Source organism: Stenotrophomonas sp. GD03794 (assembly GCF_029842145.1).
In the GTDB taxonomy this organism is placed as follows: Bacteria; Pseudomonadota; Gammaproteobacteria; order Xanthomonadales; family Xanthomonadaceae; genus Stenotrophomonas; species Stenotrophomonas riyadhensis.
On the sequence record NZ_JAOCFV010000013.1, the window covers coordinates 13806 to 25541 of the forward strand.

General features: G+C 68.7%; 10 protein-coding genes. 8 read left to right on the plus strand and 2 right to left on the minus strand.

Going from position 1 to position 11736, the window contains the following annotated elements; translation table 11 throughout:
• Nucleotides 1-65 precede the first annotated feature (65 nt).
• Nucleotides 66-971 carry a LysR family transcriptional regulator gene (locus N5D91_RS09265; protein WP_180854597.1) on the plus strand — a complete coding sequence of 302 codons (906 nt, stop codon included), beginning with the start codon at nucleotides 66-68 and terminating at the stop codon, nucleotides 969-971.
• A gap of 123 nt (nucleotides 972-1094) precedes the next feature.
• On the opposite strand, the gene N5D91_RS09270 is transcribed toward N5D91_RS09265, so the two are convergent.
• Nucleotides 1095-3890, minus strand: a complete 2796-nt coding sequence (locus N5D91_RS09270; RefSeq protein ID WP_180854598.1) for a glycoside hydrolase family 3 C-terminal domain-containing protein — start codon at nucleotides 3888-3890, stop codon at nucleotides 1095-1097.
• A gap of 337 nt (nucleotides 3891-4227) precedes the next feature.
• Between N5D91_RS09270 and N5D91_RS09275 the strand changes: the two genes are divergently transcribed.
• Nucleotides 4228-4662 carry a glyoxalase/bleomycin resistance/dioxygenase family protein gene (locus tag N5D91_RS09275; protein WP_049422820.1) on the plus strand — a complete coding sequence of 145 codons (435 nt, stop codon included), beginning with the start codon at nucleotides 4228-4230 and terminating at the stop codon, nucleotides 4660-4662.
• 306 nt (nucleotides 4663-4968) lie between these two features.
• Nucleotides 4969-5673, plus strand: a complete 705-nt coding sequence (locus tag N5D91_RS09280; protein ID WP_180854599.1) for an AraC family transcriptional regulator — start codon at nucleotides 4969-4971, stop codon at nucleotides 5671-5673.
• 9 nt (nucleotides 5674-5682) lie between these two features.
• Here N5D91_RS09280 and N5D91_RS09285 read toward each other — a convergent pair whose 3' ends face one another.
• Nucleotides 5683-6573: a sterol desaturase family protein gene (locus tag N5D91_RS09285; protein WP_180854600.1), complete on the minus strand. Its 891-nt coding sequence runs from the start codon at nucleotides 6571-6573 to the stop codon at nucleotides 5683-5685.
• Between the two features lie 172 nt (nucleotides 6574-6745).
• Here N5D91_RS09285 and N5D91_RS09290 point away from each other — a divergent pair, with 172 nt between their 5' ends.
• The 5 genes from N5D91_RS09290 (at nucleotide 6746) to N5D91_RS09310 (ending at nucleotide 11734) form a co-directional block, all read left to right on the plus strand.
• A complete protein-coding gene (locus tag N5D91_RS09290; protein ID WP_180854601.1) occupies nucleotides 6746-7696 on the plus strand; it encodes a LysR family transcriptional regulator in 951 nt (316 codons plus the stop codon).
• Between the two features lie 92 nt (nucleotides 7697-7788).
• Nucleotides 7789-8439, plus strand: coding sequence for a DsbA family protein (locus N5D91_RS09295; RefSeq protein ID WP_180854602.1), 651 nt, complete (start codon nucleotides 7789-7791; stop codon nucleotides 8437-8439).
• Nucleotides 8440-8471: 32 nt separating this feature from the next.
• On the plus strand, nucleotides 8472-9479 hold the full coding sequence (locus N5D91_RS09300) for a cyclase family protein (protein ID WP_180854603.1): 1008 nt from the start codon (nucleotides 8472-8474) through the stop codon (nucleotides 9477-9479).
• A 221-nt stretch (nucleotides 9480-9700) separates the two neighbouring features.
• On the plus strand, nucleotides 9701-10315 hold the full coding sequence (gene imuA, locus N5D91_RS09305; protein WP_012511391.1) for a translesion DNA synthesis-associated protein ImuA: 615 nt from the start codon (nucleotides 9701-9703) through the stop codon (nucleotides 10313-10315).
• Between the two features lie 9 nt (nucleotides 10316-10324).
• A complete protein-coding gene (locus N5D91_RS09310) occupies nucleotides 10325-11734 on the plus strand; it encodes a DNA polymerase Y family protein (RefSeq protein ID WP_110712690.1) in 1410 nt (469 codons plus the stop codon).
• Nucleotides 11735-11736 lie beyond the last annotated feature (2 nt).

Below are 11736 nucleotides of genomic sequence, written 5' to 3' on the forward strand. Positions count from 1 at the left end.
GACCTTGTTGGAAAAACACGACGGCAGCTGCAACACTGTCAAACCTGTTTTGACAATGGATCATCATGGTCAGCCTCGATCGCTTCGATATCTTCCGCGCCGTGGTCGAGGCCGGCAGCCTGACCGCCGCCGCCGATCGCCTGGGCCTGAGCCGCGCGGTGGTCAGCTTCAACCTGAAGCGGCTGGAACAGGAGCTGGGCGTGACCCTGTTGCTGCGCAGTACCCGCCACCTGGCCCTGACCGATGCCGGCGAGCAGTTCCTGCAGCACTGCGTGCAGGCGCTGGATGCAGCGCAGGCGGCGATCGATGCCGCACGCCGCGACCAGCATCAGCTGCAGGGTGTGCTGCGCCTGACCACCACCCCGGAGTACGCACAGCTACGCCTGATTCCTGCGTTGGAGGCGTTCCGTGCACGGCATCCGGCCCTGCAGTTGCACCTGTCCACGTCGCCCGCACCGGCCGACCTGATTCCCGAACGCTTCGACCTGGCGATCCGCCTCGGCCGTCTGCCCGATTCGGGCCTGCACGCCAGCGAACTGGAACGGCACCCACTGTGCGCGGTGGCGGCTCCGTCCCTGCTGGCACGCCTGCCTTCTGCCGATGCTGCCGATGACCCCGTGCAGCTGGGCACCCTGCCCCGCCTCGGCTACCCGCGCCTGGCCGACGTGCCGGTGATCGCGCCCGACGGCAGCGACGCCTTGTTTGCCACCAACCCGGGCAATGCAGTGGTGCGCGTGGATGGTGCCAGTAGCCTGCGCGCCTTCGCCGTGGCCGGCGCCGGGGTCACCGTGCTGCCACGCTGGCTGATCGAGGACGACCTGGCCCAGGACCGGCTGCGCCCGGTGCTGCGCCAGCACCGGTTCCCGCAGCAGAGCGTGTACGCGGTCTACCCGCACAGCACGCAGCCCTCACCGAAGGTGCGGCAGCTGATCGATTTCCTGCGCGGGTGGTTTGTCAGCCCGCCGGTGTAGAGCCGAGCCCATGCTCGGCTGCTCGTCGGCTCAGCCTTGACTGTTCATCAGCCGAGCGTGGGCTCGGCTCTACAGAAGCAGCACAAACAGACACGGCCCTGTGCCGGGCCGTGTCTTCAGGCATCAGCGCAGCACCTGCTCCACCAGCTGTACATCCACCGTCTGCAGCGGTTCGGCGGCATTGCGCGACAGCTGTACCTGGTAACTGCCGCCGTCGATCTTCCACTGGCGGGCCTGCGCATCGTAGTGGGCCAGGGTCTTCGGCTCGGCTTCGATGCGGATGCGACGCTGTTCGCCCGGCTGCAGGGTCACCTTGTCGTAGCCGATCAGGCGGATCGGCGTGGTGCTGCCGGCCGGCAGCTTCAGGTACAGCTGCGCGACGTCAGCACCGGGGCGCTTGCCGGTGTTGCGGATGTCGACGCTGGCGACCAGGCGCGAGCCTTCCACGCTCACCTTCAGGTTTTCATAGGCGAACGAGGTGTAGGACAGGCCATGGCCGAAGGCGAAGGTCGGGGTCAGGCCCTTGGCCGCCATCCACTTGTAGCCGACGTTGGCGCCTTCGATATCGAAATCGAACACATCACCGAACGGCTTGGCCGGCTTGAAGCCGAGGCCGTCGATGTGCGGGCGCGGCAGCTGCGATTCGTCCGTCACCCAGGTCACCGGCAGGCGGCCGGATGGATTGACCTGGCCGGTCAGCAGCGCGGCAATGCCTTCGCCACCGCGGATGCCCGGGTACCAGGCCTGCAGCATCGCCGGCACCTGCGCCAGCCACGGCGTGCGCACCGGGCCGTTGGTTTCCAGCACCAGCACGGTCTTCGGGTTGGCCTTGGCCACGGCCGAGATCAGGGCGTCCTGATTATCCGGCAGCTGCATGTCCGGCAGGTCCACCGATTCGGCCGCCCACTGGGTGGCGAACACGATGGCCACGTCGGCCTGCGCTGCTGCCTTGGCCGCAGCGGCGGCGTTGGTGCCGTCCACATACTCGATGGTTGCATCCGGACGCGCCGCACGCAGCGATTCCAGCGGCGAGGACGGGTGGAAGATCACCGGGCCCGGCCAGGTGGTCGGCAGCACGCCCGGCACCGCGTTGGTGCCCTTGGCGGTCACGCCCACCATCGACGAACCACCGCCACCGATCACGCCCTTGTCGGCATGGCCGCCGATGATGACGATGCGCTTCACGCTGTCGGCCAGCGGCAGCAGGTTGCCTTCATTGCGCAGCAGCACACTGCCTTCTTCCACTGTGCGCTGGGCAACGGCGAAACCGGCCTCGGCGTCGACCTTCTGGTGCTGCGGCGGGTTGTCGAAGTTGCCGTGCAGGAACATCGTGCGCAGGATGCGCGCCACCATGTCGTTCAGGCGCGCCTGCGGCACCACGCCGCCGTGCACGGCCAGGCGCAGCGGCTCATCGAAGAACACCGCTGCGTCGAACACTTCACCGGCCGACTGCTGGTCCAGGCCGGCCAGCGCCGCCTTCGAGCCACTGTGCACGCCACCCCAGTCGGACATCACGAAACCGGGGAACTTCCATTCCTGCTTCAGCACCTGGTTCATCAGGTAGCCGTTCTCGCAGCCGTAGGTGCCGTTGATCTTGTTGTACGAGCACATCGCCACGCCCGGGCGGCCGGCGTCCAGCGCGATCTCGAAGGCCAGCAGGTCCGACTCGTGCATGGCCTGTTCGCCGATGCGCACGTCGTGGAAGTTGCGGCGGGTCTCCATGTCGTTCAGCGCGAAATGCTTCATCGAGGAGATCACGTGCTGGCTCTGCACGCCCTGGATCAGCGCGCCGACCATCGAACCGGCCAGCAGCGGGTCTTCGCCGGCGTACTCGAAATTGCGGCCGTTGCGCGGGTCGCGCTGCAGGTTGACGCTGCCCGACAGCAGGATGTTGAAGCGCTGTTGCCACGCTTCGCGGCCCATCGTTGCACCACCAGCGAAGGCGACTTCGCGGTTCCAGCTGGAGGCGGTGGACGGGCCCGATGGCATCGCCGTGGCGAAATCGCCCGGGCGGATGCCGCCTGGATTGGTCACGCCGACGCCGGCATCGGCCGACTGCTGCGATGGAATGCCCAGCCGCGCTACGCCCGGCACGAAACCGGCCGACCCGACCGCGCCTTCCGGCAGCGGGCCACCGTCCTTGCCCAGCCCGAAGTAGCTGTGCAGCATCTGGAACTTCTCATCCTCGGTCATCGCCTTCAGCAGCAGCGCAGCGCGTGCATCGGCGTTAAGGGTGGTGTCCATCCACGGCGTGTCGCCATGCTTGTCGGCGGCATAGGCCAGGGTCAGCAGCGTCGCACGCAGGGCGCTGCCTTCCACCTTGAACGGTGCACTGCTGGCGGCCTGGAAGCCGTCGCTGAAATAGCTGGCATCGGCCTCCAGCGCCACACGTGCCGGGTCGAAGCCTGCGGCCTTGGCCGATTCACCGGCCACCGCGCCGAGCAGCACCGCCGGTGCGCCCAGCCGCGAACGCGTGACCAGCGCCGGCAGCTGCGCGGCACCTGCACCAGCATCGGTGTAGACCGCCACGGTGTGGCGGCCATCGTCCAGGCGCAGGTAGTTCAGGCCCGGCTGGTCGGGGCCGGATTCAGCAGCAATCGGCAGCCGGGTCAGCACGGCCTGGCCACGCTGGGTCTGGCCATCGTCCTTGCCCGCAGCAATGAAGCGGTACGCGTAGCCCAGCCCATCGGCCAGCACCTGCAGCGGATCAACCTGGCCGATGCCGCGCTGCACCTGGCGCACGCTCACCGCGTCCACCTGCAGGGTCTTCAGCTGGGCGGCCAGGGCCGGCATCGCCTCGGCGGTCGGGGCCTGTTCCAGGGTCAGCACAGTGAACGCGGCGGGGTCGGCCCAGGCCGGGGCGGCCAGTGCGGCTGACAGGGCCAGGGACAGTGCAAGCGGCTTTGTAAACGTTTTCATCGGCAGGCGTAATTCCGTTGCCAAGGCAATCGGTCCAGGGAAAGTGCCGCCGAAGGGTGCAGCGTTCATGCCGCGCAGGGGTTGCCAGGCAACGCCCCGCAGGCCGAAGGACGGGCCGGTCTGCGCCTGGGACCCTCCTCCCGGCGTGACAACCTGCCTGTCCGGGCCGCGCAGGGCGACCCAATCATGTGAAGATTGTGCGAGGGCGTTCACACCTGTCAACAGGACCTAAGTCACAGGCCGACCCCAGCCACTGGTTATCAGGCCATCACCGGCGGTCATCAGTGCGCCGCGCGAGGCTGCTGATAATGAGGGTCCCTGGCCACGAATCGAGCCCATGACCGTACATCGCGACTTCGACCATCTCTGGCGCGACCGCTGTGATACCTCCAGCCAGCGCGCGCCGCGCGTGCTGATCCGGGTGTTCGTGGCCCCCGGTGAGCTGGAGCGCAGCGTGGCGTTCTACGAGCAGTTGCAGGGCGTGGTGGCCGATGCGGGGTTCCCGTTTCCGGAGGCCGGCCTGCGTCTGGCGATGGTCGGTGCGTTCCTGTTGATCGAGGGCAGCAAGGCGGCGCTGGCGCCGTTCACTTCGACCACGGGGACGCTGCTGGTCGATGACGTTCGGCCCTATCACGACAAGCTGGTGGCGGCTGGCGCTGAAATCATCTTCCCGCTGCAGGTGGTACCGACCGGGGCGGCGTTCAATGCGGTGCATCCCGATGGCACCGTGGTCGAGTACGTGCATCATCGGCCGGATCCGCAGGGGCGGTGAGGGTACGCGCGGCCGGGCTGCGCCCGGCACCCGCGGTAGTGCCGGCCGCTGGCCGGCAACCTCAGAAGCAACAGCCGAAGCAACAGCGGGCTCCTGTGGGGTGGCGGGGTGGGCCCGGTTGCGGGGGACGGCGCAAGTACGTCCATGTAGCCTCGGTCGCGCCATCCATGGCGCTCACGCCCCCGCAACCGGACCCACCCCGCCTTCGACAATTCCCTGCACGGCCTGCTGTAGAGCCGAGCCGATGCTCGGCTGCTCTTCGTTCAACTGTCGGAATATTCGATTTCGATGGAGATTCATCCACGCATGGCGTGGATCTACAATTCCTCCATGTCCTCTCCCGTCCTGCCCTGGAATGGCACGCTGCTGCTGGATGCTCACGTGGCCGTGCTGCAGGGCCACGCTGGTGGCAGCGATACGCACGCGCACTACGCCCATCAACTGTTACTGAGCGACGGCGCGCCCTGGCAGGTCGAGGTCGATGGCGTACGGCAGCAGGGCCAACGGCTGTGGCTGCCGTCATTCCAGCCGCACGCAATCCTGTCGGCGCCGGAAGCGGGCTGCACGGTGTTCCTCGAGCCCGCACATGCCGATCCCGGGCAGATCCAGCAGCACCTGCACGCACTGCCGGGCAACGCGCTGGCGCTGCACGACTGGTTGCCACGGCTGAGCCGCCCGCAACCGCTGGACCGCCGCGTGCAGGCAGCGCTGTCCCGTATCGCCGAGCACCTGCCCGGCCCGGTGCCGGCTGCCGATATCGCCGAGGCGGCACATCTGTCGACCAGCCAGCTGCATCGGCGCTTCCAGTCCGATCTGGCGGTGACCCTGCGCGGCTGGGTGCTGTGGCAACGGCTGCGCCGCGCGCTGATGCATCATCTGCGCGGGCACAGCCTGACCGACAGCGCGCATGCGGCCGGATTCGCCGACCTGGCCCATCTGTCACGCAGCCTGCGCCGCATGTTCGGCATCGGTGCCGCACAGCTGCGGGGCCTGCAGTTGCAGGCGGCCTGACACGGCCGATCATCCGCGCCTGCGCAATCCTTCCGGCAACTCCGGCACCTCGCCATGCGGCAGTTCGCGGAACGGCGCCAGCAGCTGCCCGGGATAATCACGCGGATAGTCCGGTTGGCTGCCGATGCCGAGGTCGCGTTGCTGCAGCCGATAGCCGGGCGCATCGAAGGCGGTCCCCAGCAGATGATCCCAGACCGTCAGGAACAGGCCGAAGTTGACGTCGCCGGCGGTGCCGTAACGCATGTGGTGGAAGCGGTGCAGCGGTGCCCAGGCCATCACCCGGCCCAGCACGCCCGGGCGCATGTCCACGTTGGAATGCTGCAGCAGCAGCTGGATGGCAATGGCGAACGCCAGCACCGCGGCCACCGGCATCGGCAGGCCCAACAGCAGCAGCGGCAGCACGCCGCCGACTGCTTCGGCCGCCTGGTGCAACGGGTGCTTCATCAGGCCATTGAAGCCGTACATGCGGGTGACGCTGTGATGTACCGCGTGCAGCCGCCACAGCCAGCCGATGCGATGGCTGGCGTAGTGCACCAGGGTGATACCGAGATCGGCGCAGATGATGGCCAGCAGCACCTGCAGCGCGAATGGCCACTGCAGCGGCCAGGCCTGCCACGGAATGATGGCTGCCAGCAGCGGCACCGCCGCGATCGACAGCAGATTCAGGCTCTCGTTGACCAGCGCATGCAGGGTGTCACGCAGGCTGTCGCCGTGGTCATGGTTGAACGCAGGGTCATAGGGCCACACGCGTTCGGCGGCGAACGAAATCGCGATGGCGACCGCCAGCAAGGCCAGCAGCCATAGCGGATCACCGTGCAGGTGGCCGACCCAGACGACGGCAGCAGCGACGAAGCCCAGCAGGAACAACGGGGCATACAGGCGGAGCATCCAGTGCTTCATGGGCAATCCGGAAAGTGAGGGGCCTGCATGCTGGCGCGGCGTATGGGGCGCCGGCTTGAACAAACGGCGCAAGCGCGTGCTGCGGGTGGATGCCGAGCTTGGTCGGCACCGTGTTCCTGCATCCACGCATGGCGTGGATCTACCGATTCGCTCCGCCTTCCCACATCCACGCATGGCGTGGATCTACAATGGCGCCCTCATCGCGCCCGGGACCGGCATGGATTCCTTCAACCTGATGCGCGCCTTCCGCCGCATCGTCGAACGCGGCGGGCTGGCCCGCGCCGCCGAAGACCTGGGCATGTCGCCGGCCGGGCTGAGCAAGCAGCTGCGCACCCTGGAAACGCACCTGGGCGTGGTGCTGCTGCAGCGGACCACGCGGCGCATGAGCCTGACCGAGACCGGCCACGCCTATTACCACGAATGCTGCCGCCTGCTCGACGAGCTGGACGCATTGGAACGTGGCATCGCCGAACAGCGCGGCGACGTGGCCGGACGCCTGCGCGTGAACGCGCCGCAATCATTCGCGCTGAGCACGCTGTCGCCGCTGCTGCCACGCTTCCTGCAGCAGCATCCGCAGCTGTCACTGGACCTGGTGATGGAAGACCGCCTGCTCGATGCGGTCGGCGAAGGTTTCGATGTGTCGCTGCGGCTGCGTGCCGAGCTGGATGACTCGCGGCTGGTGGCGCGCCGGCTGGCCTCGCTGCAGCAGGTGCTGTGCGCGGCCCCGTCCTACCTGCGGCAACATCCGGCACCGCAGGCGGTGGACGATCTGCAGGCGCACAGCGTGCTGGCCTACAGCCTGTCCGACTCGCCCGGCAGCTGGCCGCTGCTCGGCCCCGACGGCCAGGTGACGATCACCCTGCCGGCGCGCGTCACCGTCAACAACAGCCTGCTGCTGCGCGACCTACTGGTGGCCGGCATGGGCATCGGCGCCCTGCCCTCGTTCCTGGCGGCACCGGCGCTGGCCCGTGGCGAACTGCAGCAGGTGCTGCCCGACCACCGCTATCCACCACGCTTCGTGCATGCGGTCTACCCCACCTCGCGCCACCTGCAGCCCAAGGTGCGTGCCTTCATCGATTTCCTGCACGCCGAACTGCCAAGCTGCGCCGGCCTGGATTCGTAACCGCCAGCGAAAACTGAGCTGCCCGCGGCGTGCTGTTTCAGCCACGCCGCGCTGCCTAATCTGCCGCCTCCCCTCTCACCGATGGCAGGCAGATGTCTTCCGTTCCTTCCCCCGCCACCGCCGCACCGGTGGTCGATTTCTTCCACGACGTGGTCTGCGGCTGGTGCTTCGTGCTGGCCCCGCGCCTGCAGCAGGTCTCCGCCGAACTCGGCATCCAGGTGCGTCACCGCAGCTTCGTGCTGCAGGACTCGCGCGCGCAGATGGTCGAGGTGTTCGGCTCGATGGAGCGCGCCAAGGCGATCATCCTGCGCCACTGGACCGACTGCGCCGCGCATGAAGACACCGCGCGCATCGATATCGAAGGCATGCGCGCACAGGACTTCGAGTATCCGTCCGGCTGGCTCGGCGCACTGGCCTGCCAGGCCGCCGGCATGCTCGGTGGCAACGACGCCCATGGCGCGATGTTCGATGCCATGCAGTGGGCGCACCTGCACCAGCACCGCAACATCGGCGACGCCGAAGTACTGCTGGATATCGCCGAAGCACTGGGCCACCCGCGTGGCGCCTTCGCTGACCACATGCACGGCGACGCAGCAGCCCGGCGCGTGCAGGCCGACCGTGCCGAAGCCGCTGCCCTCGGCATCCGTTCCATTCCCACCGTGATCGGCGGCAACGGCCTGCGCCTGCAGACCCTGCCGCTGCCGCAACTGCGCCAGGCCCTGGCGCACCTGGTCGCGGCCTGAGCCGCACCATCCCCACCCCAAGGAGATTCCCCATGACCCCACGTACCCTGGCCACCGCGCTGGCCCTGCTGCTGGCCGGCACCGCCGCTTCCACCACCGTGTCCGCGCACGAACGCGTTCCCTCCGGCCAGCGGGTCGGCACCAGCCCCTGGGGGCCGAAGGACGAGATCGGCCGCCTCAACCTGATCACCGAGGCCTCGCGTGCGGCGATCCTGTCGCGGGTCAGCGGCGGCAAGGCCTATGACCTGGCCACCGAATACTACGTCGGCATGCCCAGCTGGCAGGATGCCGGCGACCCGCACTACCAGTTCTGGATGACCCACACCCCGCGCGGCACGGTGATGGATGATCCGATGGGCGTGGGTGAAACCATGAACCTCACCCGCAGCTACACCGGCACCGCGTTCTCGATGTACAGCCACACCGGCACCCACATCGATGCGCTGAACCACTTCGGCATCCACGGAAAGATCTGGAACGGCTTCGAGGCCGACAAGCACCTCGGTGACCGTGGCTGGAATGTCACCGGCATCGAGAAATTCCCGCCGCTGATCGCGCGTGGCGTGCTGATCGACGTGGCCGGCGCCAAGGGCGTGGACATGCTGCCTGACAGCTACCGCGTCACCCGCCAGGACCTGAAGGATGCGCTGGCACGCCAGCAGGTGAAGCTGCAGCAGGGCGACGTGGTGCTGATCCGCACCGGCCGCATGCGCCTGTTCGAACAGCCCAAGGCCTACATGGCCAACCCGCCGGGCATGGGCCTGGACGCGGCGCGCTTCCTGGTGGAGGACAGCGGCGCGATGATCGTCGGCGCCGACAACCTCAGCTTCGAGACCTTCCCCTCGGAGGTGTCCGACGACTACGTGCCGCTGCACACCTACCTGCTGGCCCAGCAGGGCGCGCCGATCATCGAGCTGGTGGCGCTGGACGAACTGGCCCGCGACAAGGTCTATGAGTTCGCCTTCATCGGCGGCCCGCTGAAGATCCGCGGCGGCGATGCCGCGCCGCTGCGCCCGGTCGCGCTGCCGGTGCGTCCGTAACCGGGGCCTGCGGGGGTGCCGCCCCTGGTCGGCACTCCTTTACCCCTTCAGCAACCTGAAACCCGACCTTCCGATTTCATTAGTAATTCTACTCACAAGGCGAGTAGCATGTCCGGTCTCAGCCCCTGATACCGGCCCGTCGATACTCGCGCCATGCCCGCCGTTTACGCCCGCTCCTGCCGCTTCCAGCCCGCCCGGCGCCTCCCTTGGAGGACCGGCTGATGGGTGCCGTCGTCGCCCTCGACCGGCTGCTGGACGGGCGCCAGCTGTGGCGCGGCCCGGCTCGCCAGGGGCCGGCCAGCGACCACCTGGCCAGTGGCCATCCGGCACTGGACGCACGCCTGCCCGGCGGTGGCTGGCCGGCCAGCGGGCTGTGCGAGGTGCTGCAGGCCGCGCCCGGCGTGGGCGAGCTGGCCCTGGTCTGGCCGGCGCTGGCGAAGCTGAGCCAGCGCGACCGCCCGATCGTGCTGGTCGCCCCGCCCTACCGCCCGCATGCCCCGGCCTGGGCTGCAGCCGGGCTGGACCTGGCCCAGCTGCAGATCATCCACGCCGCGCCGAAGCAGGCGTTGTGGGCTGCCGAACAGTGCCTGCGCTCGGCCGCCTGCGCGGCGGTACTGTGCTGGCCACACCAGGCCGACGACCGCTCACTGCGCCGCCTGCAGGTGGCTGCCGACAGCGGCCAGTGCCTGGGCTTCGTGTTCCGCGAGGCGCAGGCAGCGCGCAACCCCTCCCCGGCCAGCCTGCGCCTGCAGCTCGACCACGGCCAGGTACGGGTGCTGAAGTGCCGTGGCGGCCTGCCACCCGCACAGCCGTTGCCACTGGCCATCGCCCACTGAGGCTGCGCCATGCATTGGGCCTGCCTGTTGTTGCCGCAGCTGGCGCTGGACAGCGTACTGCGCCTGCAGCCGGACCCGCAGCGGCCACTGGTGCTGCTGCAGGGGCCGGTACAGCGCCGCGTGCTGCGTGCGGTCAGCCCGTCGGCACGCGCAGCGGGGCTGCGCCCGGGCATGCTGCTGTCGGCTGCGCAGGTGCTGGTGCAGGACATGCACCTGCACGACTACGACCCGAACGCCGAACAGCACACCCGGCAACTGCTGGCCAGCTGGGCCTACGCCTACAGCTCGCAGGTCAGCCTCGATTTTCCGCACGCGCTGGTCATGGAGATCGGAGCCAGTCGCGCCCTGTTCGGTGACTGGCTGACGATCGAAAAGCGCCTGCGCGGCGAACTGCATGAGCTTGGTTTCCGCCATCGCCTGGTGGCCGCACCCACCGCGCATGCCGCGCGCGTGCTGGCCAACGTCCACGACGGCCTCGGCATCGATGCGCAGCAGCTGCCAGCAGCACTGGCGCAGCTGCCGTTGCCGCGTTGCGGCCTGCCCAGCGACGCGGTGACCGTGCTCGGTCGTTCCGGGCTGCGCACGCTGGGTGCGGTGCTCGAACTGCCGCGCGACAGCCTGGCCCGGCGCTTCTCACCCGAGGTACTGCAGCAACTGGATGCGCTGCGCGGCCTGCCCACCGCGCCACTGCGTTACTACCAGCCACCGGACCGTTTCGATGCGCGCATCGAATTCGAATACGAGATCGAATCCAGCCAGGCCCTGCTGTTCCCGCTGCGTCGCCTGCTGCTGGACCTGGCCGCGTTCCTGTGTTCGCGCGATGGCGGCGTACAGCGCTTCGACCTGCACTTCGAGCATGACCTGCTGCCGGCCAGCGTGCTGACCATCGGCCTGCTGGCACCCGAGCGCGATCCCGCGCTGCTGTTCGAGATCGCACGCAACCGCATGGAAGCCTTCGCCCTGCCCGCCGGCAGCCGTGCACTGCGCCTGCAGGCCGAGCAACTGCCACCGTTCGTGCCCGCCGCGCGTGACCTGTTCGACACCCGGCCGGCACAGGCGATGCCCTGGAACCAGCTGCGCGAGCGCCTGCGGGCGCGGCTGGGCGATGACGCCGTGCAACCGCTGGCTGTGCAGGCCGACCATCGCCCCGAACGCGCCAATGGCACCCAGCCCGCGGCCAAGCCTCCATCGTACTGGCCGCTGCGCCCCGGTTGGCTGCTGGACACGCCGCAACCGCTGCGTGATCCGCGCCTGCGTATCATCGCCGGGCCGGAGCGGATCGAATCGGGCTGGTGGGACCAGGCCGATGCGCGCCGCGACTACTACGTGGTGGAAACCGCACACGGCCAGCGCGGCTGGGCGTTCCGCACACGCAATGATCCGCATGCGCCGTGGATGCTGCACGGCTGGTTCGGCTGAGC

Coding starts and splice junctions, on each gene's coding strand:
- N5D91_RS09265 (WP_180854597.1), top strand. CDS start 66: ATGGTCAGCCTCGATCGCTTCGATATCTTCCGCGCCGTGGTCGAGGCC.
- N5D91_RS09270 (WP_180854598.1), bottom strand. CDS start 3,890: ATGAAAACGTTTACAAAGCCGCTTGCACTGTCCCTGGCCCTGTCAGCC.
- N5D91_RS09275 (WP_049422820.1), top strand. CDS start 4,228: ATGACCGTACATCGCGACTTCGACCATCTCTGGCGCGACCGCTGTGAT.
- N5D91_RS09280 (WP_180854599.1), top strand. CDS start 4,969: ATGGCGTGGATCTACAATTCCTCCATGTCCTCTCCCGTCCTGCCCTGG.
- N5D91_RS09285 (WP_180854600.1), bottom strand. CDS start 6,573: ATGAAGCACTGGATGCTCCGCCTGTATGCCCCGTTGTTCCTGCTGGGC.
- N5D91_RS09290 (WP_180854601.1), top strand. CDS start 6,746: ATGGCGTGGATCTACAATGGCGCCCTCATCGCGCCCGGGACCGGCATG.
- N5D91_RS09295 (WP_180854602.1), top strand. CDS start 7,789: ATGTCTTCCGTTCCTTCCCCCGCCACCGCCGCACCGGTGGTCGATTTC.
- N5D91_RS09300 (WP_180854603.1), top strand. CDS start 8,472: ATGACCCCACGTACCCTGGCCACCGCGCTGGCCCTGCTGCTGGCCGGC.
- imuA (WP_012511391.1), top strand. CDS start 9,701: ATGGGTGCCGTCGTCGCCCTCGACCGGCTGCTGGACGGGCGCCAGCTG.
- N5D91_RS09310 (WP_110712690.1), top strand. CDS start 10,325: ATGCATTGGGCCTGCCTGTTGTTGCCGCAGCTGGCGCTGGACAGCGTA.